General features: G+C 73.2%; 17 protein-coding genes and 2 pseudogenes. 9 read left to right on the forward strand and 10 right to left on the reverse strand.

The window, feature by feature from the left end:
* Positions 1 to 456: 456 nt before the first annotated feature.
* Together ACZ56V_RS37630 and ptsP are read left to right on the forward strand one after the other, a co-directional pair.
* Complete coding sequence (locus ACZ56V_RS37630; protein WP_115741075.1) at positions 457 to 906, forward strand: PTS sugar transporter subunit IIA; 450 nt, start codon at positions 457 to 459, stop codon at positions 904 to 906.
* 86 nt (positions 907 to 992) lie between these two features.
* Positions 993 to 2,663: a phosphoenolpyruvate--protein phosphotransferase gene (ptsP, locus tag ACZ56V_RS37635; RefSeq protein ID WP_356371923.1), complete on the forward strand. Its 1,671-nt coding sequence runs from the start codon at positions 993 to 995 to the stop codon at positions 2,661 to 2,663.
* A 72-nt stretch (positions 2,664 to 2,735) separates the two neighbouring features.
* Here the strand turns inward: ptsP and ACZ56V_RS37640 are convergent, their stop codons facing one another.
* Together ACZ56V_RS37640 and ACZ56V_RS37645 are read right to left on the reverse strand one after the other, a co-directional pair.
* Positions 2,736 to 3,638 (reverse strand): hypothetical protein, encoded by a 903-nt coding sequence (locus ACZ56V_RS37640; protein ID WP_468948178.1) that lies wholly within the window; start codon positions 3,636 to 3,638, stop codon positions 2,736 to 2,738.
* A gap of 121 nt (positions 3,639 to 3,759) precedes the next feature.
* Positions 3,760 to 5,736 (reverse strand): acetoacetate--CoA ligase, encoded by a 1,977-nt coding sequence (locus tag ACZ56V_RS37645; RefSeq protein ID WP_468948180.1) that lies wholly within the window; start codon positions 5,734 to 5,736, stop codon positions 3,760 to 3,762.
* 213 nt (positions 5,737 to 5,949) lie between these two features.
* Between ACZ56V_RS37645 and ACZ56V_RS37650 the strand changes: the two genes are divergently transcribed.
* The gene (locus tag ACZ56V_RS37650) at positions 5,950 to 8,322 is read left to right on the forward strand and encodes a glycoside hydrolase family 31 protein (protein ID WP_468948182.1); all 2,373 of its coding nucleotides are present in this window, start codon (positions 5,950 to 5,952) and stop codon (positions 8,320 to 8,322) included.
* Here ACZ56V_RS37650 and ACZ56V_RS37655 read toward each other — a convergent pair.
* Both ACZ56V_RS37655 and ACZ56V_RS37660 read right to left on the reverse strand, forming a co-directional pair.
* Positions 8,313 to 8,849, reverse strand: coding sequence for an NUDIX domain-containing protein (locus tag ACZ56V_RS37655; protein WP_398918411.1), 537 nt, complete (start codon positions 8,847 to 8,849; stop codon positions 8,313 to 8,315). The two genes, ACZ56V_RS37650 and ACZ56V_RS37655, sit on opposite strands and share 10 nt — an antisense overlap.
* A 48-nt stretch (positions 8,850 to 8,897) precedes the next feature.
* Entirely contained in the window at positions 8,898 to 9,722 is an 825-nt protein-coding gene (locus tag ACZ56V_RS37660) for a M15 family metallopeptidase (RefSeq protein WP_398918409.1), read from the reverse strand.
* A gap of 149 nt (positions 9,723 to 9,871) precedes the next feature.
* Between ACZ56V_RS37660 and ACZ56V_RS37665 the strand changes: the two genes are divergently transcribed.
* Positions 9,872 to 11,497, forward strand: a complete 1,626-nt coding sequence (locus ACZ56V_RS37665) for an EAL domain-containing protein (RefSeq protein WP_467381816.1) — start codon at positions 9,872 to 9,874, stop codon at positions 11,495 to 11,497.
* Positions 11,498 to 11,543: 46 nt separating this feature from the next.
* Positions 11,544 to 11,723: pseudogene (locus ACZ56V_RS37670) on the forward strand (glycerol kinase); the annotation flags it as partial.
* 18 nt (positions 11,724 to 11,741) lie between these two features.
* Here the strand turns inward: ACZ56V_RS37670 and ACZ56V_RS37675 are convergent.
* The 4 genes from ACZ56V_RS37675 to ACZ56V_RS37690 are packed head-to-tail and all read right to left on the reverse strand — an operon-like array spanning position 11,742 to position 15,915.
* Positions 11,742 to 12,347 (reverse strand): GTP-binding protein, encoded by a 606-nt coding sequence (locus tag ACZ56V_RS37675; RefSeq protein WP_398918404.1) that lies wholly within the window; start codon positions 12,345 to 12,347, stop codon positions 11,742 to 11,744.
* Between the two features lie 49 nt (positions 12,348 to 12,396).
* Positions 12,397 to 12,792, reverse strand: a complete 396-nt coding sequence (locus tag ACZ56V_RS37680; protein ID WP_076973432.1) for a DUF742 domain-containing protein — start codon at positions 12,790 to 12,792, stop codon at positions 12,397 to 12,399.
* 10 nt (positions 12,793 to 12,802) lie between these two features.
* Positions 12,803 to 13,237 (reverse strand): roadblock/LC7 domain-containing protein, encoded by a 435-nt coding sequence (locus ACZ56V_RS37685; RefSeq protein WP_398918402.1) that lies wholly within the window; start codon positions 13,235 to 13,237, stop codon positions 12,803 to 12,805.
* Positions 13,234 to 15,915 carry a sensor histidine kinase gene (locus ACZ56V_RS37690; RefSeq protein WP_468948186.1) on the reverse strand — a complete coding sequence of 894 codons (2,682 nt, stop codon included), beginning with the start codon at positions 15,913 to 15,915 and terminating at the stop codon, positions 13,234 to 13,236. The genes ACZ56V_RS37685 and ACZ56V_RS37690 overlap by 4 nt, the downstream gene beginning before the upstream one ends.
* A gap of 426 nt (positions 15,916 to 16,341) precedes the next feature.
* Between ACZ56V_RS37690 and ACZ56V_RS37695 the strand changes: the two genes are divergently transcribed.
* On the forward strand, positions 16,342 to 16,875 hold the full coding sequence (locus ACZ56V_RS37695) for a hypothetical protein (protein WP_398918419.1): 534 nt from the start codon (positions 16,342 to 16,344) through the stop codon (positions 16,873 to 16,875).
* Positions 16,876 to 16,908: 33 nt separating this feature from the next.
* Here ACZ56V_RS37695 and ACZ56V_RS37700 read toward each other — a convergent pair.
* Both ACZ56V_RS37700 and ACZ56V_RS37705 read right to left on the reverse strand, forming a co-directional pair.
* A pseudogene (locus ACZ56V_RS37700) lies at positions 16,909 to 18,105 on the reverse strand (NAD(P)/FAD-dependent oxidoreductase); the annotation flags it as partial.
* Positions 18,102 to 18,425, reverse strand: a complete 324-nt coding sequence (locus ACZ56V_RS37705) for a bifunctional 3-phenylpropionate/cinnamic acid dioxygenase ferredoxin subunit (protein ID WP_356371933.1) — start codon at positions 18,423 to 18,425, stop codon at positions 18,102 to 18,104. The pseudogene ACZ56V_RS37700 and the gene ACZ56V_RS37705, both read right to left, overlap by 4 nt.
* A gap of 309 nt (positions 18,426 to 18,734) precedes the next feature.
* On the opposite strand from ACZ56V_RS37705, the gene ACZ56V_RS37710 reads away from it, so the two are divergent.
* The 3 genes from ACZ56V_RS37710 to ACZ56V_RS37720 all read left to right on the forward strand — a co-directional run bounded on the left by ACZ56V_RS37710 (position 18,735) and on the right by ACZ56V_RS37720 (position 23,186).
* The gene (locus tag ACZ56V_RS37710) at positions 18,735 to 19,478 is read left to right on the forward strand and encodes an IclR family transcriptional regulator (RefSeq protein WP_467382045.1); all 744 of its coding nucleotides are present in this window, start codon (positions 18,735 to 18,737) and stop codon (positions 19,476 to 19,478) included.
* Between the two features lie 172 nt (positions 19,479 to 19,650).
* Entirely contained in the window at positions 19,651 to 20,736 is a 1,086-nt protein-coding gene (locus tag ACZ56V_RS37715) for an S-(hydroxymethyl)mycothiol dehydrogenase (RefSeq protein WP_356371934.1), read from the forward strand.
* Positions 20,733 to 23,186: a GcvT family protein gene (locus tag ACZ56V_RS37720; RefSeq protein WP_467381820.1), complete on the forward strand. Its 2,454-nt coding sequence runs from the start codon at positions 20,733 to 20,735 to the stop codon at positions 23,184 to 23,186. The genes ACZ56V_RS37715 and ACZ56V_RS37720 overlap by 4 nt, the downstream gene beginning before the upstream one ends.
* Positions 23,187 to 23,196: the final 10 nt, after the last annotated feature.

The raw sequence follows: 23,196 nt of genomic DNA on the forward strand, positions 1-23,196 counted from the left end.
AAGTACCGATCAGGTCGGGGTATCAACATATCTGGCGTTGACTTTTGGCACGCTGTTGAGTTCTCAAGGAACGGACGCTTCCTTTGTACTCACCCGAGATAATCTCGCGGGCTTTCCTCCGGGCGCTTCCCTTCGGTGTTTCCAACACTATCAGGCTTTCCCGGTGCTTCTGACCACCGTCCTGCGGACATGCAGAAGGTGATCCAGCGATAGGATCTGATGAGTTGGGTACTGCCGGGGCGAGGACGCCTTGCTGCGCATGCTCAACCTCAGGCAGGACTAACGACTCTACACCGGGCCGCAGAACGGGTGCAAATCCGTGAGGAGTGTGGTCTAGACCTCTAATCGGAACACTCATGCGGAACCGGTACTTCCTATGACATACCCTGCTGCTCAGTGTGCCGTCCGGGACAGGCAGTGACGGCCCGTACAGATCTCCGCCCTGGGAGGCTTCCCATGACCACCGTCTCGTCCCCGCTCGCAGGACGCGCCATCGGCCTGGCCGCTGTGCCCGATCCCGTCTTCTCCGGGGCCATGGTCGGCCCGGGCACCGCCATCGACCCCGTTCGGGAGCCCTCCGAGGCGGTGGCCCCGGTCGACGGCGTCATCGTTTCCCTGCACCCGCACGCCTTCGTCGTCGTCGACGAGAGCGGACACGGTGTGCTGACCCATCTCGGCATCGACACCGTGCAGCTCAACGGCGAGGGCTTCGAGCTGCTCGTGAACAAGGGGGACACCGTCGTGCGCGGTCAGGGCGTGGTGCGCTGGGACCCTGCCGCGGTCGAGGCCGCGGGCAAGTCTCCGATCTGCCCGATCGTGGCCCTGGAGGCCACCGCCGAGGCGCTCACCGACCTCCGTGAGGACGGCGACGTGAAGGCCGGCGAGAGCCTCTTCCTCTGGAAGTGACGTCCGTGCCGTCACACGGCGGCATCGACGGCTGGTAGGACAACCACCGCGGCGGCGGGACCCGCCGCATGATCGGGACGGGTGAGATGGAGACAACGCTGCGAGGCGTCGGCGTGAGTCACGGTGTGGCGATCGGTGAGGTTCGGCACATGGGGACGGCGGTCCTGGAACCGCCGGCGAAGCAGATCCCGGCCGAGGACGCGGAGCGTGAGCAGGGGCGCGCCCGCAAGGCCGTGGAAGCTGTGGCGGCCGATTTGATGGCGCGCGGCAATCTGGCCGGAGGCGAGGCCCAGGCCGTGCTCGAGGCGCAGGCCATGATGGCCCAGGACCCCGAGCTGATGGCCGACGTGGAGCGGCGGATCACCGTCGGGAGCACCGCCGAGCGCGCCGTGTACGACGCCTTCGCCGCGTACCGTGCCCTACTGGCCGGTGCCGGTGAGTACCTGGCCGGCCGCGTGGCGGACCTCGACGACGTGCGGAATCGTATCGTCGCCCGTCTGCTCGGGGTGCCGATGCCGGGTGTCCCGGACAGCGACGAGCCGTACGTGCTCATCGCGCGGGATCTGGCGCCGGCCGACACCGCGCTGCTCGACCCGACGCTCGTGCTGGGTTTCGTCACCGAGGAGGGTGGGCCGACCAGTCACAGCGCGATTCTCGCGCGGGCGCTCGGCGTGCCCGCCGTGGTAGCCCTGCCGGGCGCCGGTGAGCTTCCCGAGGGCACCGTCGTCGCGGTCGACGGCAGTACCGGGGAGATCTTCGTGAACCCGGGTGAGGAGAAGAAGGCACGGCTGACGGCCGAGGCCGCCGAGCGCAAGGCCGCGCTGGCCGCCGCGACCGGGCCGGGTGCGACCTCGGACGGTCACAAGGTGCCGCTGCTGGCGAACATCGGTGGTCCCGCCGACGTGCCCGCGGCGGTCGAGGCGGGCGCGGAGGGTGTCGGCCTGTTCCGCACCGAGTTCCTGTTCCTCGACGACAGCGAAAACGCGCCGTCGGAGGAGAAGCAGGTCACCGCCTACCGCCAGGTGCTGGAGGCGTTCCCGGAGGGCCGGGTCGTCGTGCGGGTGCTGGACGCCGGCGCGGACAAGCCGCTGGACTTCCTCACCCCGGGTGACGAGCCGAACCCCGCACTCGGAGTGCGGGGCCTGCGGACGCTGCTCGACCACCCGGACGTGCTGCGTACGCAGCTGACGGCGCTGGCGAAGGCGGCGGAGGGGCTGCCGGTCTACCTCGAGGTCATGGCGCCGATGGTGGCGGACCGGGCCGATGCCAAGGCGTTCGCCGACGCCTGCCGGGAGGCCGGGCTGCGGGCGAAGTTCGGCGCGATGGTGGAGATTCCGTCGGCCGCGCTGCGGGCCCGCTCGGTGCTGCAGGAGGTCGAGTTCCTGTCGCTGGGGACGAACGACCTCGCGCAGTACACCTTCGCCGCCGACCGCCAGGTGGGCGCGGTGTCCCGGCTGCAGGACCCCTGGCAGCCGGCGCTGCTCGACCTGGTCGCGCTGTCGGCGGAGGCGGCGAAGGCCGAGGGCAAGAGCTGCGGTGTCTGCGGTGAGGCCGCTTCGGATCCGCTGCTCGCGTGTGTGCTGACCGGTCTCGGTGTCACCTCCCTGTCGATGGGTGCGGCGTCGCTGCCGTACGTGCGGGCGACGCTGGCGAAGTTCACGCTGGCGCAGTGCGAGCGTGCCGCGGCTGCCGCCAGGGCCGCGGACAGTGCCGAGGAGGCGCGGACCGCCGCGCAGGCGGTGCTGTCCGGCGAGTAGGGGCCGGGTGCGGTTGCCGTTGTCGCCGCGGTGCGGGGCGTTCCACCTTCGGGTGGGGCGCCCCGCACGCGTTCAGTGGTGGTGTCCCGGCGGCAGGCGGTCGTCTCCGAGGTCGGGCGGTGCGCAGTAGTCGACGTTGGACTCCGGGGAGACGAGGTCGCCGGACTCGACGTCGGTGCAGTAGGCGTCGAAGACCTCGGCGGCGGTGAGCGGTTGGAGGCCGTATCCGCGCAGGCGCCAGCCGTGGATGCGGTCGGGGCCGTTCGGTGGGCTGACGCGCATCACGAGTCCGCCGGGGCTGTGGGTGGCCAGGCCGAGGGCGAGGACGCTGGTGAACTCCAGGGCCTCGGCCTCGTCGAAGTGCGGGATGCCGTCGGTCTCCTCGTCGACGAGGAGGGCGGAGACCAGGGTTTCGTCCGGGTGCCCGGAGACGCTGCAGACCAGGTGTCGGCTGCCCGGTGGAGCCGTTTCGAGGACGCGGCCCAGGAGTCGGGAGGCCCGGGTGAAGGCGGCCCGGCCGAGGTCCTCGCCGCAGGTGGCGCAGCTGCCCAGGCGGGCGAGCACGCTCGACGTGTACTCCCAGGTGGCCTGGCGGACGGCTTCGTCGACGAGGGCCGGGAGCAGGTCGGTGAGGGGCTGGCCCTCGTAGGGCACGGTGGGGCCGTGGGCGGCGAGTTCGGCGGTGAAGCGGGCGCGGCTGGCGACGGCGTCGGCGTCGAGGCCCGCCGCCGTGCAGAAGGCGGCGTACTCCTCCGGGTCGAAGAGCGCGACCGTGGTGTGGGTGCCCTGTGCCGCGCGGGCCCTGAGGAGGGCCTCTACCTGGTGGAGGTAGGCGGCGTGGTCGTGGAAGGTGAAGCTTCGGTAGCGCCGCATGGCGCGGAAGTCGTGTTCGTCGGTGAGCAGTCCGATGGTGCCCGCGATCTCGCGGCGCAGCACGCGTCGCATGGTGTGGTCGGTCTGGTCGGTGTGCGCCATGTTTCCCCCTGTGCACGGTCGATCAATGCTCACTCACAGTAATCGGAGGCACTGACAACGGCGTCGGGCGGGCGCGGGGAGCCGGCCGCCGCCCGGGGCGGCCGGCTCGTCGGTGTGCTGGTCAGGAGCGTTTGCGGGCGAGGTCCTCGTAGAAGTGGAGCAGGTCGAGGTTGTCGATGGAGCCGGGGTTGACGGCCTTTTCCAGCGGGGTGCCCTGGAGGAGGCGCTTGACCGGGACCTCGATGCGTTTGCCGGTCAGGGTGTGCGGGATGCCGGGCACCTCGATGACCTCGTCGGGGACGTGGCGCGGGGACAGGTTGGCGCGGATGGTCCGCTTGATGCGGTCGAGGAGGGCGTCGTCGAGGGCGGCTCCGGGTGCGAGGTGGACGAAGAGGGGCATCCAGTAACCGCCGTCGGGCTGTTCGATGCCGATGACGAGGGATTCCCTGATCTCGGGGAGTCGCTCGACGGCTTCGTAGATGTCGGCCGAGCCCATGCGGACGCCCTGCCGGTTGAGGGTGGAGTCGGAGCGTCCGTGGATGACGACCGAGCCGCGTGAGGTGAGGGTGATCCAGTCGCCGTGCCGCCAGACGCCGGGGTAGGTGTCGAAGTAGCTGTCGTGGTAGCGGCTGCCGTCGGGGTCGTTCCAGAAGCGGATCGGCATCGAGGGCATGGGCTTGGTGACGACCAGCTCGCCGACCGCGTCGGTGAGGGGGTTGCCGCTCGGGTCCCAGGACTGGAGGTCGGTGCCGAGGCCGGGGGCCTGGAGTTCACCGATGTGCACGGGGAGGGTGGGGACGGCGCCCGCGAAGCAGGAGCAGACGTCGGTGCCGCCGCTGACGGAGGCGATCCACAGGTCGGCGCCGCTCGCGGCGAACTCGTCGTGCAGCCAGCGGAAGCCGTCGGGCGGGAGCGGGGAGCCGGTGGTGGCGACGCACTGGACGGCGGAGAGGTCCAGGTCCCGGGCCGGGTGCACCTCGGCCTTGCGGCAGGCCATGACGTAGGCGGCGGAGGTGCCGAAGAGGGTGGCACCGGTGCGTTCCGCGATGCGCCACTGGGCGTCGGTGGACGGGAAGCCGGGGCTGCCGTCGTAGAGGACGATCGTGGTGCCGGTGAGCAGGCCGGAGACGAGGAAGTTCCACATCATCCAGCCGGTCGAGGTGTACCAGAAGAAGCGGTCCTCGGGGCCGAGGTCGCAGTGCAGGCCGAGCTGTTTGAGGTGTTCGACCAGGATGCCGCCCTGGGACTGGACGATGGCCTTGGGCAGGCCGGTGGTGCCGGAGGAGTAGAGCACCCACAAGGGGTGGTCGAAGGGCACCTGCTCGAAGGCGGGCTCCGTGTCGCCGGCCGTCAGGGTGTCCCATTCCAGGGCGCCGTCCGGGGCCCCGGTGCCGAGGAGCGGGATGTGGATCACCGCGCGCAGGGTGGGCAGTTCCCGGCGCAGTTCGGCGACGGTGTCGCGGCGGTCGTGTTCCTTGCCGCCGTACCGGTAGCCGTCGACGGTGAACAGGACGACGGGTTCGACCTGCTGGAAGCGGTCCAGGACGCTGCGGGCGCCGAAGTCGGGCGCGCAGGAGGTCCAGACGCCGCCCACGGCGGCGGTGGCCAGGAGGGCGACCACGGCCTGCGGGATGTTCGGGAGGTAGCCGCTGACGCGGTCGCCCGGGCGTACGCCGAGGGCGCGCAGTCCGGCGGCGAGAGAGCCGACCTGGCGGCGCAGTTCGGCCCAGGTGACGGGGGCCGGCTCGTGGGTCTCGTCGACGTACAGGAGGGCCGGTTCGTCCGCGCGGGTGGCGGCCGCGCGCAGGGCGTGTTCGGCGTAGTTCAGCGTGGCGCCGGGGAACCACTGGGCGCCGGGCATCGACCGGTCGCCCAGCACGCGCGCGTGGGGGGTCGAGAAGTGGACGTCGAACCACTCCGTGACGGCTTTCCAGAAGGTGTCCAGGTCGTCGACGGACCAGCGGTGCAGGGCGGCGTACCCGCCCTCGGCGGGGGCTGCGTGGTGCTCGGCCGCCCAGGTCTGGAACCTGGTGATGCGTGCCTGGGCGATGCGTCCCGCATCCGGCTGCCAGAGCGGCTGGGGGTTCTCGGTCGACATGGGGCGGCTCCCGGACTGTGCGCGTCGTGTGCGTCCTCCGCGCACGGGCTGGGGTGTGCGCGTGACGCGGCTGACAGGGACGATGCCATGTGATCGACTTCCGCACCAGGGCGCGCCCCACATAGTCGGTGACATGAAGATGTGGTCCGGTCACGGGTGAACGGCAGTTGAACGACGCCTCTGTGCGCGCTGGTCGATGGCAGGGTGAGCAGCATGGACGGTCGTGACCTGGTGCGTTCGATGAAGACGGTCGGTTCCGCGGGCGTGGCGCAGGGGTTGCGTACGGTTCGGGCGGCGTGGCGCAGGCGGCGTGTCGATGCGGCGGGGCTGCCGCCGCGGGGTGCGGAGCGGGCGCGGGTGCCGGGTCCGATGCGGGAGGTGGAACCGGGGCCCGGGGGTGGTGTGGTCCGGTTCGACCGCTCGGAGCTGCGCATCCTCGTGGCGGTGAACGGAGCCGTGTTCTGGGGCTGGGACGGGGCGGGGCCGGAGCCTTCGTACGCGTTGGCGGGCCGTTGTCCGGAGGCTGATCCGCGGGCGGTGCTGGAGCCGGACAAGGACGGCGGCTGGCGGGTGGTGGCGGAGCGGGCGACGGTGGCCGTGTCCCGGCACGGCGCGGTCGAGGTGCGTACGCCGGGGGGTGTGGTGCTGCGCCGTGAGCTGCCGCCCCGCTGGTGGGAGCCGGTCGACGGCGGTCCCGCGCGCTGGACGCAGCGGTCGGAGGTGGCGGCCGACGCCCGGTTCTTCGGGCTCGGCGGGCGGTCTGCCGGGCCCCGGCTGCGCAACGGCACGTACCGGCTGTGGAACACCGGTCCCGGCCTGCCGTTCGCCGCCGACGAGGACGCGTCGTCGGTCACGATGCCGGTGCAGCTGGTGGTGGCGGACGCGGGGACCCACCTGGTCTTCCACGACAGCGCGTGGGACGGCACGGTGGCGTTGCGGGAGGGTGCGGAGGGAGCCGGGTCGGGGCACGACCGGCCGGGGCGGAGTGTGCTGCGGATGGACGGCGGTCCGCTGCGTTGCTGGGTGACGGTGGGTACCCCCGCGCGCGTGCTGCTGGCCTGGGCGTCGCTGACCGGGGCGCCCGCGCTGCCGCCGACGTGGGCGCTCGGGCATCACCACGCGCAGGCGGGTGTCGGCGACGAGCAGGAGCTGAGGCGGGTCGTGGCCGGCCATCAGGAGCGTGAGCTGCCACTGGACGCGGTGCATCTGGGCATCGGGCACGGCGCCGGCCGGCGGGTGTTCACGGTCGACGAGGAGCGGTTCCCGAAGCTGTCCGTGCTCGCCGAGGAGCTGCGCAGGGAGGGCGTGCGGCTGGTGTCGGCCGTCGAGCCCGCGGTCGCGGCCGCGCCCGGCAACGCGGTGTACGACGGCGGGACGCGCGCGGACGTGTTCGTGCGGGACGCCACCGGGGCGGTCGTGCGGGGTGTAGGGCGGCCCGGGGACGTGGTCTTCCCGGACTTCACGCACGCGGGTGCGCGCGAGTGGTGGGGCGGGCTCTACGAGGAGCGGCTCGGGCGGGGGTTCGCCGGAGTCTGGCACGACCTGGACGCGCCCACGTCGTTCGCCGCCTTCGGGGAGCCGACGCTGCCGCGGTCGGCCCGGCACGCGCTGGAGGGCAGGGGCGGCGACCACCGGGAGGCGCACAACGTCTACGCGTTGGGCATGGCGCGGGCCGGGTACGAGGGGCTGCGGGCGCTGACGCCCGACGAGCGGCCGTTCGTCGTCTCCCGTTCCGGATGGGCCGGCCAGCAGCGCTACGGCGGCGTCTGGTCCGGGGACGTGGCCACGGGCTGGCCGGGGTTGCGGGCGTCGCTGGCGCAGGTGTTGGGGCTCGGGCTGTGCGGGGTGCCGTACGCGGGTCCTGAGGTGGGCGGGGCCGACGGGAGTCCGTCGGCCGAGCTTTATCTGCGGTGGTTCCAGCTGGCCGCCTGTCTGCCGTTGTTCCGCACCTCCGGCGGTTCGGGGCGGCGGGAGCCGTGGGAGTTCGGGGCCGAGGTGCTGGAGCACGCGCGCGTGGCGCTCGTCGAGCGGCGGCGGCTGCTGCCGTACTTCGTGACGCTGGCGCATCTGGCCCGGCGTACGGGTGCTCCCTATGTGCGTCCCCTGTGGTGGCAGGCGCCGGAGGACCGGGCGTTGCGGGACTGCGAGGACGCCTTTCTGCTGGGCGACTGTCTGCTGGTGGCCCCGGTGCTCAGTGCCGGGGCGGACCGGCGAGCGGTGCGGTTGCCGCGGGGGCGCTGGTACGACGTGGTGACGGAGCGGGCGTACGAGGGTCCGGCGCAGGTGCTGGTCGACGCTCCCCGGGCGCGGATTCCGGTGTTCGCGCGCGCGGGAGCGGTGGTTCCGGTGCGCGGGGAGGACGGGTTGCCGGAACTCGAGGTGTGGGCGCCCGCGCGGGGGCGGACCGGCGGTGGGCTGGTCGTGCCGGACGCGGGCGACGGCTGGGCGGAACCGGAGATCGAACGGTACGTGTGCCGCTGGGAGGGTCCTCGGGTGGTCGTGGAGCGGGAGGGCGAGGACGGTCTGAGCGAGCCGTCCTGCCCCGTCCGCGTCCGGGGGCTGGCCGAGCGCGCGGCTCAGATGTAGCGGCCCTCGAAGAAGGCCCGTACGGCCCGGGTGTGGAGCGGGAAGGCGAGCTCTTCCGGCCTGCGCAGCAGGTGCCATCCCTCGGTCTCGTCCGTGGCGGTGGAGGGCGGCAGTTGCTCGGCCGGCCGCTCGGGCAGCAGCCCGAAGAGCAGCAGGTGGCCGTCGGGCGAGCTCATGGCGTCGGCGAGCCGTACGTCGCGGCCGGCCGCGTCGATGCCCGTCTCCTCCTTGAGTTCGCGGACGACGGCCTGCCGCCAGTCCTCCCGGTCGTCGACGTAGCCGCCGGGCAGGGCGACGCCTCCGCGTGCGGGGGTCACGGTGCGGGTGATGACGACCAGGGCGGTGCCCTGTGTGTCGTACACGGGCTGGAGGGCCACCGCGACCGGCAGCGGGTTGCGGTAGGCCGCGGTGCCGCACGCGGGGCAGGTGCGGGGCCAGCCGGAGACGCCCTCTCCGTAGGGCGATCCACAGCTCGAACAGTGGGAGTCGGGCGCGGAGTTGGGAACGGAGGTTTCATTTTCGGACACGCGGCGGACTGTATCCGATCAGCGGAGGGGGCGGCTCCGGCAGGCCGGTCAGCGGCGGCCGGCGAGCGACGTCGCGGAGACCGGGAAGTCGAAGTAGGTGTCCGGGTAGGACTCGGGCTTGTAGGTGAAGTGCCACCACTCCTCGGGGAGGTTCACCAGGCCGGCGTCCTCCAGGGTGTTCTTGAGCAGCAGCCGGTTGGCGCGCTGGACGCCCTGGATGCGGGGGTCGAGGGTGTGCGAGCGGGTGTCGAAGCAGTCGTAGCCGGTGCCCATGTCGACGGAGTTGTCCGGGAATCGCTCGCCCTGCGGCGCGAAGCAGGGCACCAGGGGCTGGCCGGGGTGGTACGGGCGGGTGGGCCTGGCGGGGAGCCGCACGAGGGTGAGGTCCATGGTCGAGCCGCGGCTGTGGCCGGACTTCTCCGCGATGTAGCCGTCTGCGAAGAGGCGGGTCTTGTCGACGTCCGGGTAGAACTCGGCCTTCATGTCCTGGTCGCCGAGGTCTTCGGCCCAGCGCACGAAGTGGTCGACGGCGCGCTGGGGCCGGTAGCAGTCGTACACCTTGAGGGAGTAGCCCTGGCGCAGCAGCCGGGTCTGGGCGCGGTGGAGGGCCTCGGCCGCGGGGCGGGTGAGGATGCACAGGGGCTGCCGGTAGCCGTCGACGCGCTCGCCGACGAAGTTGTGCGCGGTGACGTAGCGCATCTCCTCGATGATCGTCGGGTCGACGCTCCGCAGGGCGACGAAGTCCTCCGGGGCCCTCGGTTCGGGCCGCGCCTGCGCGGTGGCGGGGGCTGCCGTGGCGGGGAGGGCGGTGGCGGCGAGCAGGGCGGCGAAGGTGGTGACCAGCCCGCGGAGCGCGGTGGAGAATCGTGTCATGTCCCCTGCATCTATCAGGGTGGGGCTCCGCGTGGGAAGGGGGCGGGCCCGCGACACGCCGGACCGACGCTGCGTGAGCGCGCCGGAATCCTGCGTGAACGTCGCGTGAACTGGACCCGGTTGGGAGGCCGCCGCGCCATCCTGCTCCCGTGCGCTCCTGGACGGACACTCTCCGCTTCGCCTTCCAACCGGTGGTCAACCTGATGACCGGCGGGGTCGCGGCGCTGGAGATACTGGCCCGGCCGGAGACCGGCGACGTGCTCGCCGAGGCGCGCCGCGATCCCGAACTCGACGGTCTGCTCGCGGTGTCGGCGCTGCGCGCGGCGGTGCGCCGGGAGACGCTGCTGCCGCTGCACGTCAACGTGTTCGCGGGCACGCTCGCCGACCTCGGAGGGCTCCAGCCCCTGCACGACGCCGTGCGCGAGGCGGGCCGGCTCCCGTGGGAGGTGACGCTGGACGTGTGTCCGCCCTACACGCACGTGCCGCGGCGGGCCCTGCTCGACGCCGTGGCCGTGCTGCGGCGGCAGGGCTTCCGGATCTCGGCGGACGGGGTAGGTGACGGGGACGCGCCGTTGCGGCTGCTGACGGATCTGGCGCCGGAGTTGGTGAAGCTCGACGCCTCGCTGCTGGCGCGGCCGGCGGCCGTGCGGGCGATGCGGGTGCTGTGCGAGGAGTCGGGGGCGCTGCTGGCCGTCGAGGGCGTGGAGACGGAGGCGCACTGCGCCGTCGCGCGGGCGGCCGGGGCGCAGTTGGCGCAGGGCGAGCTGTTCGCGCCGCCCGCGCGGCTGCCCACGGTGGACGTCTACGTGCCGCCCGGCTCCCCCGGCCTCGCGCCGGCGCCTCGGTCGGGGCCGCCGGTACGGCAGTTCGTCCGGCCGGCCGCGTTGTTGCCGGCGACGGCCTCGGCAGGGCGGGTGCGGGCGCTGCTGACCGGGGCGCCGGACGTGTCCGGGGTGCTGCTCGTGGACCGGGACGGGGTTCCGGTGCGCTCGGTGCACCGCTCCCGCTTCCTGCTGTCGATGTCGGGGCGCTACGGCCACGCCCTGTACGCCGACCGGCCGGCCGCCAAGCTCGGCGACCCGCCGCGGACGGTGGGCGTCGACGCGACGGCCTGGGAGGTGCTGGACGTGGTGGCCGTGGGCGGCCCCGACCGTACGTCGGACGACGTGGCCGTCGTGGACGCGCGCGGGCGGTGCGTGGGCGTCGTACGGCTCGCGGACCTGGTGCGGGCGCTGGCGGAGAGCCGCGTGGAGGAGGCGGCCGGGCTCAATCCGCTGACGCGGCTGCCCGGTTCGGACGCGATCACGGCCGAGGTGGACCGGCGCATCGCGGCCGGGCGGGCGTTCGCGCTGAGCTGGCTCGACGTGGACCGCTTCAAGCAGGTCAACGACGGAGCCGGGTTCGCCGCGGGCGACGAGCTGATCCGAGCGGTGGGACGGGCGCTGCTCCAGGCGGCGGCCGGGGAGACCCGGGTGGGGCACATCGGCGGTGACGACTTCCTGGTGCTCACCGATCCGGAAGGGCTGGATCCGCTGGCCGCCTCGGTGCTGGACGTACCGTGGTCGGCCGGCGGACGGCCCGTGACGCTGTCCCTGGCGACGGTCCTGTGCGCGCCCGGCAGCGTGCCGGACCACCGGCGGGCGGCGGCCCGCCTGGCGCCGTTGAAGAAGGCTGCGAAGGCGCTGCGCGGGGCGAGCTGGGTGGTGGGCCGGGCGGACGCCCCGGGTCACGAGGTCCGGCGCGGCACGGACCGGACGACGGCGCCGGCGGGCTGAGCGGTCGACCGCAACCGCCGTACGCCGGCCGTCCGGGGGCGCTCTCCGGGCGGGCGTGCCGGGCGTGCCGGTGATCCGCCCCCGGGTCCCCGGGACGACCCGTCCCGATGCCGCCTACGCGGCCGGCCCGGCCACCGGTGTGTGGGGCGGCCTCGACGAACTCGGGGCGCACTGGCGGCGGAACGCCGAGTGGCCGCCCGTCAGCCGCTCTTCGGCCGACGACCGATCACGTGCCGGCGGTCGCTCACGTCGTGACGGCTCGGCGGCGGTCCGCCGCCTGGGCCATCGCGTGCTGGACGACGCCGATGAGGACCTCCTTGACGGACTCACGGTCCCGGGCGTCGCACATCACCAGGGGCACGTCCTCGTCGAGGTCGAGGGCCCGGCGGACGGTGTCGGCCGGGTAGCGCGCCGATCCCTCGAAGCGGTTGACGCCGACCACGAACGGGATGGAGCGCCGCTCGAAGTAGTCGACGGCGGCGAAGCAGTCCTCCAGGCGCCGGGTGTCGGCCAGCACGACGGCGCCCAACGCGCCCTCGGACAGCTCGTCCCACATGAACCAGAACCGCTCCTGGCCGGGCGTGCCGAAGAGGTACAGCACCAGGTCCTCGCGCAGGGTGATCCGCCCGAAGTCCATGGCGACCGTGGTGGTGTGCTTGCCCTCCACCCCGCTGACGTCGTCGACGGGCCGCCCGGCCTCGGTGAGTAGTTCCTCGGTGCGCAGCGGCCTGATCTCGCTGACCGCGCCGACGAGGGTGGTCTTGCCCACGCCGAACCCGCCGGCCACCAGGATCTTGAGGGTGACGGGCTCGACCGGCGGCTTGCCGCGCTGGGAACGCCCGAAGATCATCGGTTTCTTCTCCTTAACGTGCCGCCGCCCGACCTGAACGGGGGCCGGCTCACAGCGCCCTCAACCCGTTGATCACGTCGCGCAGGATGTTCTCGTCCGGCAGCTCGGCCGGGGGCACGGGCCGGTTGACGTGGACGAGTTCGATGTCCACGAGGTCGCCGACCAGCACCCGTACGACCCCGACGGGGAGGTCGAGTTCGGCGGCGAGTTCGGCGACCGACTGCGGGGTGTCGCGGCACAGGCCGACGATGTCCACGTGCTCCGGGGAGAGCGTGACGTCCGCCTCGGGGTCGTCCGCGTGGGGTTCCGTGACGACCACCGCGATCAGGTCGAGGCGGTGCTGGGCCGCGCTGGTGGTGCGGCCGCGCGTCATGGCGTACGGACGGACGACGGGACCGGCCTCGTCGTCGAACCAGTGGTTTCTTCCCTGACCGTCTGCGCTCATGTCATCCCACTTACCCGCCCGAGGGCGGATCGGTGCGGGGCGCGGTACCCAGGTGCACGCCGACCCGCTTGACGAGCAGGGTCATCTCGTAGGCGACCTGTCCGACGTCCGAGTCGGCGTCGGACAGGACGGCCAGGCAGCTCCCGTCGCCGGCGGCGGTGACGAACAGGAAGGCGTCGTCGAGTTCGACGACCGTCTGCCGGACGCTGCCCGCCTCGAAGTGCCGGCCCACGCCCTTGGCGAGGCTGTGGAAGCCGGACGCCACGGCGGCCAGGTGCTCGCTGTCCTCCCTGGTCAGGTCCTTGGACACGCCCGTTGCCAGGCCGTCCCCGGACAGGACGACGGCCTTGCGGATGCTCGCGACACGGTCCACCAGGTCGTCGAGGAGCCAGTTCAGCTCCCCGGACTTGGTCGCGGTGTGGCCGGTCGCCTTCGGTGCGGTCATCGACCGTCCCCCTTAGTCGTTCCTCGTGGTGCTGATGGTGCTGTGCCGCCGGGTGGGTCCTCACCCGTGGCGTTCTCCTTGCGGCCGCGCTGCCAGCCGCGCTGGAGCGAGGCCATACGGCTGCGTACCTCGTCGGCGTCGCGGTCGGCGGGGTCGGAGCGGTCCTCGGCGGCCGGTTCGGGGCTCTGCCTGAGCTGCGGGGCCAGGCTGGCCTGCCGTACCCGTCGGGGCAGCGCGCCGGTCCCGGCGTCCGCGGACGGAGCGTCCCCGCGCGCGGAGGGCGCGCCGCCACCGCGTTCGGCGGTGGGGTCGGCGGTGTCCTTCGGGCGACGGCGGGCGGGCAGCGCGGGGAGTTCGTCGGCGGTGTCCCGGGCGGTCCGTTCGGGGACGGGGCGCCCGTGCGAGCTGACCAGCTTGGGGGTGCGGCGGCGGGGCAGCGCGACCGGCGCGCTCGCCTCGGTTCCGTCCTCGGCCGCCGGCTCGTCACCGTCACGGGAGTCGGGGCGTCGTGGTCCGCTGCGGCGGGCGGCCTGGTCGTCGTCGGCCGCGGCCAGGGAGCGGCGGGGGCGGAACAGGCCGCCGTGTTCGCTGTCCTGGTCGTCGAGGGCGTCCAGGTCGACGGGCGCCTCCAGCTCGACCGGGCCGTCCAGCAGCGCGGCGGGGCGCTCAGGGAGGCGTGCGGGCACGTGGGAGAGGGCGGAACGGCGGCTCGCCTCCCGCTCCTTGTCCTTGACGTGCTGGGGGCGGTCGAGGCGGAAGCCGACGCCGTTGGTGTCCGGGGCGTCGTCGCTGAGCAGCGCGTCGGGGACGAAGACGACCGCGGTGGTGCCGCCGTACGGCGAGGGCTGCAGGGAGACCCGGACGTTCTGCCGCTGGGCGAGCCGGCTGACCACGAACAGGCCGAGCCGGTCGGTGTCGGACAGCTCGAACTCGGGTGTCTCGGCCAGCCGGAGGTTGGCGTCGAGCAGGGCGTCGGCGGCCATGCCGAGGCCGCGGTCGTGGATCTCCAGGGTGAAGCCGTTGGCGACGCGCTCGCCCAGCACCTGCACGGCGGTGTGCGGCGGCGAGAACACCGTGGCGTTCTCCAGGAGTTCGGCCACCAGGTGGGTGAGGTCGGCGACCGCGGGTCCGGTGACGGCGACGCGCGGCAGCCTGCGGACCTCGATGCGCTCGTAGTCCTCGACCTCGGCGACGGCGGCCCGCACCACGTCCATGAGCTGGACGGGCTTGCGCCACTGCCGGGAGGGCGCGGCGCCGGAGAGAATGACCAGGCCCTCGGCGTGCCGGCGCATACGGGTGGTCAGGTGGTCCAGGCGGAACAGGTCGGCGAGTTCCTCGGTGTCCTCGGTCCTGCGTTCCATGGTGTCGAGCAGGGTGAGCTGCTTGTGCAGGAGCACCTGGCTGCGGCGCGCGAGGTTGACGAAGACCTCGGAGACGCCCGCGCGGAGTTCGGCCTGTTTGACGGCGGCCTCCACGGCGGCCCGCTGGAGGGTGTTGAGGGCCTGGCCGACCTCGCCGATCTCGTTCCGGTCGTACTCCAGGCGCGGCACCTCGGTCTCGACGTCGACCTCCTCGCCCGCCGACAGGCGGCGCATCACGCTGGGCAGCCGGACGCCTGACGCCTCGTGGGCGTCCAGGCGCAGCTGCTTGAGGTCGCGGATGAGGGAACGGCCGATGCGGACGGACAGGAAGAGGGAGTAGAGGAGGGCGATCAGGCCGAGCGCGCCGGCGACGACGGCCTTGGCGATGGTGCTGGTGGCGACCGGGTCGACACGGTCCTGATAGCGGTCGGCGGCGTTGTCGTCGAGGTCGCCGAGTTCCTTGAGGACGTTCCCGGCCGCGGTGTCCCAGCTCTGGGCGGTGACTCCGCTCGGCGTGCCGGTGCCGGTGCCGGAGGAGACGGCGGCCTGCTCGGCGACCCGGAGCGGGGCGGAGGAGGCGTTCTTCCAGAAGCGCTGGTAGCGGCCGCGTTCGGTGGCGGGCAGCAGCGGCAGGTTGATGTCGTACATCACGGTGCGCTGCGCGACGAGGTCGGAGACGTCCCGGATCTCGGCGCGGGTGAGTCGCCCGGTGACCAGGGCGGAGCCGAGGAGGGCGTCCTCGCGCGAGAGCAGTTCGCGGGCGCGGGAGACGTTGACGAGCGCGCGGTACTGCTTGTCGAGGCCCACGTCGTCGACGACGTTGAGGTTGGCGAGCAGGTCGTGGCAGGGGTCGACCAGGCGGTTGTAGAGGCCGAGGGCCTGGGCGCGGTCGACGGTGCCGTCCTCGACGCTGCGGCGCAGGGAGCCGAGGCCGTGGAAGGCGTCCAGTACGGCGGTGAGCCGTTCTTCCCCGGCCTGGCCGAGGTCGTCCCGCACGTCGGCGTCGGCGGCGTTGCGGCGGATCTCCGCGACGGCCTCGTCGGTGGCGGTGCGGCTGCGCTGCAGCGCGGCGAGCCCGTCGGAGGCGCGGGGGTCGGCGAGGTGGACGAGGGTCTGGCGGCGTTCCTGCTGGAGGACGCGGACGGTGTCCTCGATCGGGTAGCCGATCTCCTCGACGACGGTGGAGACGCTGAACAGCCGGGCCGCCTCACGGCCCGTCAGGATCGTGGCGAAGGCCCAGATCGCGGTCAGGGACACCAGCGGCACGAGGAGCAGCGCCACGATCTTCCGGCGGATCGACTTCCCGCGAAAGCGCATGGCCTCCCCCAGCTCGACCCCCACCGGCGGGGGGTACACATGTGCGTCAACAAACGGCGCGAGCCTACTACTGACGCACAGGTAACTCGAAGACCCGTCCGGAGGCCGAACTTCCGCGCCCAGGGTCGGCGATGGTCAGTTGTCCGGCCATTGCGGGAGATTGCCTCCCGGGATCGACGGGCGGACGCGGGGTCGGCGGGACGGCCTGACGGGCGGATTGGCCGAAATTATTCGACTGCGCGGGATTTTCGGGAATCTTGGGGACCCGCCGTTCGTCCTTCACTACGGGAAATGGAGGCGGAATCGGCCACAGGAGCCGCGTCCCGCCCCCGGGCGGCGTAAAGCAGCGCAAGCCGGGCAGCCAGAGGGGAGCCGTGTCTTCGGACACGGACGAGCGGGCTGCTGGCGGTGGGGAGTGACATGTTGATGGGCACGGCGGAGCGGAGCGGGGCGCCCGCGGACGAGGGTGCGACCGAGGTGACCGCAGGGACCGCACCGGTCCCCGAGGCGCCGGATCGCGACACTCCGGTGACCGGGCGGGAGACCCGGGCGAGCGGGCGGCAGTCGGCGTACCGGCCGTTGTGGCGCGAGGAGCCCGCGCGGCGTCGCCGGTTGCCGGATCCGGTGCGTACGGCGGCCGTGCGCGCGGTGCTGGTCGTCGCGGTGACGCTGATACTGGCGATGGTGGCCTTCCTGAGCACGCTGGCGGAGTCCTGGCTGGCGTTCCCGATGGTGCTCGCCAGTGTGGCGGGCACGGTGGTGGCCACCTGGGGCGTGCTGGACGTGTGGGTGACGCGCCAGGTGTGGAACCAGCGGCACGGTGTCGTGTCGGAGCCGAGCAGCACCGCGCGGGCCATGCGCCGCGAGCGTCGCCGGGCGAGGCGTCAGGCCCGGGCCGCCGAGCGGGGCCAGGAGCGGATAGGCCGGCGGGGCGGCGCGGGACAGCTGTCGCATCCCTGAGCGGCCGGGCGGCGGCCCGCGTACGGCGCCGGTCGCCGGCTGCACCGGCACCCGGTCGGCCTCGTGGGCGAGCTCGCGCCGGGCCCTCATGAAGGAGCGGGGGCGGTCCACGGCGAGCACGGCGGTGGTCCGGCCGTTGCGTTCGTAGCGGGCGAGGAGACCGTCCTCGCCCGGAGCGCCGTCGCTCGCCCCGCCCTCGACGACGCGGACGGAGTCGCCCTCCCGTCGTCGGCCGGCGAACTGGAGGCGCGCGCCGTACTGGTCGGACCAGAAGTACGGCACCGACCGCGCGCTCTCCACCGTGCGTCCGGCGAGCAGGTTGGCCACGGCGGCCCGGGGCTGCCGGGTGGCGGAGGTCCAGTGCTCCGCGCGGGTGCCGCCGACGCGGGCCACGTCACCGACCGCGACCACCTGCGGCAGGGACGTGACACAGCCGTCGTCGCACAGGACGCCGTCGTTCAGGACCAGTGCAGAGCCCGCCAGCCAGGCGGTGTTGGGCATGGCACCGATGCCTACGATCACCACCTCGGCGGGCAGTGTCCGGCCGTCGGTGAGGGTCACCCCGGTGACGGTCGCACCGCCCCGCAGTGTGCTCACGGAGGCGCCGGTGACCAGCCCGACGCCGCCGCGCCGGTGCAGCGCGGCGCACACCGCGGCCAGTTCGGGCCCGAGCTGGGGCACGAGCGGGAGCGGAGCGGCCTCGACGACGGTGACCTCGTGCCCGAGGGCGGCGCACGAGGAGGCGGTCTCCGCGCCGATGAACCCGCCGCCGACGACGACCACCCGGCGTGGCCCGCGGGTGAGTTCGGCGCGCAGGGCGCGTGCGTCGTCCAGGGTGCGCAGGGTGTGGACGCCGGACGGGCGGTCGCCGGACGGGCCGCCGCCGGTCAGGCGCCGGGCCGAGGCGCCGGTGGCGACGACGACGCCGTCGGTGGAGACGGTGCGGCCGTCGTCGAGCAGGACGGTACGGCCGGGGGCGTCCAGGCCCCGGGCACGGACGCCGAGCAGCCACTCGGCGTCCAGGTCGGCGGTCTCCTCGGCGTCGGTGAGCGCCAGCCGCTCCTCGTCGGCCAGGCCGGTGAGGTACTCCTTGGACAGGGGCGGCCGGTCGTAGGGCCGGTGCGGTTCGTCGCCGACGACCACCAGTCGGCCGTCGAATCCCTGGGCCCGCAGTTCCCGGGCGGCGTACAGGCCGGCCAGCGAGGCGCCGACGACGGTCACGGTCCTCATGCGGCGCTTCCCTCCTCGGCGGCGAGGTGGACGTGGACGACGCCGTCGTCGACGGTGACCCGGTGGGTGCGCACGGGCCGGCGGGCCGGGAGGCAGGTGGGCCGACCGGTACGCAGGTCGAACGAGGCGGCGTGCAGCGGGCATTCGACCAGGCAGCCCTCCAGCCAGCCCTCGGACAGGGAGGCGTCCTGGTGGCTGCAGGTGTCGTCGATGGCGTGGAGATCGCCGTCGTCGGTGTGGAAAACGGCGATCGGCGGATTCGTCGCGACGCGGGCGGACTCGCCCTTGGGGAGGTCTTCGAGACGGCAGACGGGAATCATGGTGCTCCCCTCTCGGTCCGGAACGCGTGTCCCGCCGGGCCGCGGGACGCGTACCCTTCCGGGATCCGGACGCTTCGGTAACATGATGTTTCACATGGCGCACTGGAGAGCGCTATGCGCAACAGAATCCGGGGCGGGTGCCCGTGGCGTCAAGGGCTTCCCGCAGATGCGGTCCCCACGGGGCCGTCAGGTGGTGAGAGTTGAGCCATGACCCGCACACAGAGGCAGCCCGACCATGGTGAGGACCACGTGCCGAACAAGCAGGGCGGCGGCAGCGGCGGCAGCGGCGGCAGGGGCGCGGCGAGCGCCGTGCAGTCGGTGGACCGCGCCGTGAGCGTGCTGGAGATCCTCGCCCGGCACGGCGAGGCGGGCGTCACCGAGATCGCCGACGAGCTGGAGGTGCACAAGTCCACGGCCTTCCGGCTGCTCGGTGTGCTGGAGAACCGCGGCCTGGTGGCCCAGGAGAAGGAGCGCGGCAAGTACTACCTGGGCGCCGGCGTGCTGCGCCTCGCGGGAGCGGCGGCGGTGCGCCTGGACATCTCGCAGGAGGGCGTGCCCGTCTGCCGCGAACTCGCCGACGAACTGGGCGAGACGGCGAACATCGCGGTCCTGGACGACGACGCGGCGGTCAACGTCATGCAGGCCCGCGGCACCGCCTCCGTGACCGCGCAGAACTGGCTCGGCCGGCGGACCCCGCTGCACGCCACCGCCAGTGGCAAGGTGCTGCTCGCCCATCTGCCGTCCACGCTGCGCGAGGGCCTGCTGGCCCGCCCGCTGCACCGGTTCACCGAGCACACCGTCACCGGCGCGGCGGTGCTGCGCGGGGAACTGGAGACCGTGACCGGGCAGGGCTACGCGATCACCCAGGAGGAGCTGGAGATCGGGCTGGCCGCCGTCGCCGCCCCCGTCCGGTCCCACGACGGCAAGGTGATCGCATCGATCAGCGTCTCGGGCCCGGTCTACCGGCTGACGCCGGACCGGCTGCCCGACCTGGCCAAGCGCACCCTGGCGGCGGGGGTCGAACTGTCCCGCCGGATGGGCTGGGGCGGCTGACCCGACGCCGGGGACGGCACGGGCGGAGGGCGGTCACGGCGCTGGTTTCAGCCGTCCCGTGTCCTTTTGCCGAGGGTTAACCCGCACCCCTTGACGACCACTTGATGGCATTCCCACTATGTTCCTCATCGCGCAACCCATCGTGCAATGCGCAACAGCAGAGGAGCTTGTCGTGCCACACGAGGTCCGTGCCGTAGTCGCTGTGAAGAGGGGCGCACCCGTGGAGGTGCGGACGATCGTCGTCCCGGACCCGGGGCCCGGCGAGGTGCTGGTCGCCGTACAGGCCTGCGGGGTCTGTCACACGGATCTGCACTACCGGGAGGGCGCGATCACGGACGACTTCCCGTTCCTGCTGGGCCACGAGGCGGCCGGCACGATCGAGGCGGTCGGTGAGGGCGTCGGCGGGCTCGCGCCGGGCGACTACGTGGTCCTGGCCTGGCGGGCTCCCTGCGGTGACTGCCGGTCCTGCCGGCGCGGCCGTCCCTGGTACTGCTTCGAGTCGCGCAACGCCGCACAGCCGATGACCCTGCCGGACGGCACCCCGCTGACCGCCGCCCTCGGTATCGGGGCCTTCGCCGAGAAGACCCTGGTCGCGGCCGGGCAGGCGGTGAAGGTCGACCCGGCCGCCCGGCCCGAGGCCGCCGGTCTCGTCGGCTGCGGGGTGATGGCCGGTTACGGCGCCGCCGTCAACACGGGCGGTGTGGGCCGCGGTGACTCGGTCGCCGTGATCGGCTGCGGCGGCGTCGGCGACGCGGCGATCGCGGGCGCCGCCCTGAACGGCGCCGTGAAGGTCATCGCGGTCGACGTGGACGGCGGGAAACTGGACCGGGCGGAACGGTTCGGCGCCACGCACACCGTCGACTCCCGCGGCACCGACCCGGTCGAAGCGGTCCGCGCGCTGACCGACGGACACGGCGTGGACCTCGCGATCGACGCCGTGGGGCTGCCGGAGACCTTCCGCCAGGCGTTCTACATGCGCGACCACGCGGGCGTACTGGTCCAGGTCGGGGTGCCCACCCCGGACACGACGGTCGAACTCCCGCTCCTCGACGTGTTCTCGCGCGGCGGCGCGATCAAGTCGTCCTGGTACGGGGACTGCCTGCCCAGCCGCGACTTCCCGTTCCTGATCGACCAGTACCTGCACGGGCTGCTGGACCTCGGCGCCTTCGTCTCGGAGACGACGGCGCTGGACGGGGTGGAGGAGGCGTTCGCAAAGATGCACCGCGGCGAGGTGCTGCGCTCGGTGGTGGTCCTGTGAGCACCCGTGCCCCCGGTCGTCCGCCCCGCGTGGTCGTCATCGGCGCCGGCATCGTCGGCTGCTCGCTCGCCGACGAACTGACCGCCCGCGGCTGGACGGACGTCACCGTCCTCGACCAGGGCCCGTTGCCCGCTCCCGGCGGCTCCACCTCGCACGCGCCCGGCCTCGTCTTCCGGACCAGTCCGTCCCGCACCCTGACGGCCTTCGCCCAGTACACCGTCCAGAAGTTCACCGCCCTCGCCTGGGACGGCGTCCCGTGCTTCCAGCAGGTCGGCGGCCTGGAACTGGCGACCACCCCGGAGCGCCTCGCCGACCTGCACCGCAGGGCCGGGTACGCCACCTCCTGGGGTGTGCACGGCGAGATCGTCGGCGCCGCCCGCTGCCGGGAACTGTGGCCGCTCCTCGACGAGTCGGTGATCCTCGGCGGCTTCCACACCCCGGGAGACGGCCTGGCCCGCGCCCTGCACGCCTGCCGCGCCCAGCTGGACCGCGCCGTCGCTCGGGGCGCGCGTGTGCTGGACCGGCACACGGTCACCGGCATCGAGCATGCGGACGGCGGGGTCACGGGAGTGGTCACCGACCGCGGCACCTTCCCCGCCGACCACGTCGTCTCCGCGGCGGGTTTCTGGGGGCCGGTCGTCGGCCGCATGGCCGGGGTCGACGTCCCGCTGCAACCGCTCGCCCACCAGTACGCGCGGACCGGGCCGCTGCCCGGACTGAGCGGTGCCACGGCGGACGCCTCGAAGCCGATCCTCCGCTTCCAGGACCGGGACCTGTACTTCCGGGAGCACGGCGACCGGCTCGGCATCGGTTCCTACGCCCACCGTCCGCTGCCCGTCGACCCGTTCGCCGTCCCCGGCTACGACGAGGCCCGCGCCCGGGACATGGACATGCCGTCGTCGTACCCCTTCACCCCCGAGGACTGGGCGCCCAGCTGGGAGGACTGCCGCCGGTTGATGCCCGCCCTGCGCGGGGCCGGGATCGAGTCGGGCTTCAACGGCGTCTTCTCCTTCACCCCGGACGGCATGCCGGTCCTCGGCGAGTCCCGTGCGCTGCGCGGCTTCTGGCTGGCGGAGGCGGTCTGGGTGACCCACTCGGCCGGGGCCGCCAGGGCCGTCGCCGAGTGGATGGTGGACGGCCGCCCGTCGCTCGACGTGCACGAGTGCGACCTCACGCGGTTCGAGGAGGCGCAGCGTTCACCGGCGTACATCCGTGAGCGCGGTGCGCAGCAGTTCGTGGAGGTGTACGACGTCGTCCACCCGCTCCAGCCGGTGGAGCGGCCACGCCCGCTCCGGGTCAGTCCCTTCCACGCCCGTCAGCAGCAACTCGGCGCGTACTTCCTGGAGGGCGGCGGCTGGGAGCGCCCGCACTGGTACGAGGCGAACGCCCCGCTCGCCGCGGACCTCGGGCTGCCCGGCCGCGACGCCTGGTCGGCCCGTCACTGGTCCCCGATCGCGGCGGCGGAGGCGCGCGCCACCCGCCAGCGGGTCGCCCTGTACGACATGACCCCGCTGCGCCGCCTGGAGGTCACCGGTCCCGGAGCCCTGGACTTCCTCGACCGCATGACCAGCAACAACCTCCGCAAGAAGCCCGGAGCGGTCACCTACACGCTCCTCCTGGACGAGACCGGCGGCATCCGCTCGGACCTCACCGTCGCCCGCCTCTCCCCCGGTCACTTCCAGGTCGGCGCCAACTCCCCCGCCGACCTCGACCACCTGCTTCGCCACGCGCCCGACGGTGTCCACGTCAGGGACATCACCTCCGGCACCTGCTGCGTCGGCGTCTGGGGCCCGCTGGCCCGCGACCTGGTCCAGCCGCTGACCCCGGACGACTTCTCGCACGAGGCGTTCGGCTACTTCCGCGCCAGGCAGACCTACGTAGGCCATGTGCCGGTCACCGCCCTGCGCCTGAGCTATGTCGGTGAGCTGGGCTGGGAGCTGTACACCACGGCCGACCTCGGGCTCCGGCTCTGGGACACCCTGTGGGAGGCCGGGCAACGGCTCGGCGTGATCGCGGCCGGGCGGTCGGCCTTCAACTCGCTGCGGCTGGAGAAGGGGTACCGGGCCTGGGGCACGGACATGACCGACGAGGACAACCCCTACGAGGCGGGCGTCGGCTTCGCCGTCCGCAGGGACAAGGCGGACTTCCTCGGCAGGGCCGCGCTGGAGCGCGCGGGCGCACCGGACCGGCGGCTGACGCCCCTCCTCCTCGACGACCCCGCCGCCGTGGTGCTCGGCAAGGAGCCGGTGTACGTGGACGGCGCCCCCGCCGGACATGTGACCAGCGCCGCGTACGGCTACACGCTCGGCCGCTGTGTCGCGTACGCCTGGCTGCCGGCCGCTCTGGCCTCCGGGACCGGCGTGCACGTGGAGTACTTCGGCGAGAAGGTGTCCGCCACGGTCGCCGAGGAGCCGCTGTTCGATCCCGGGATGACCCGCATCCGCCGTTGACCGCCCGCCA

Source organism: Streptomyces sp. NPDC034099 (genome assembly GCF_055575415.1).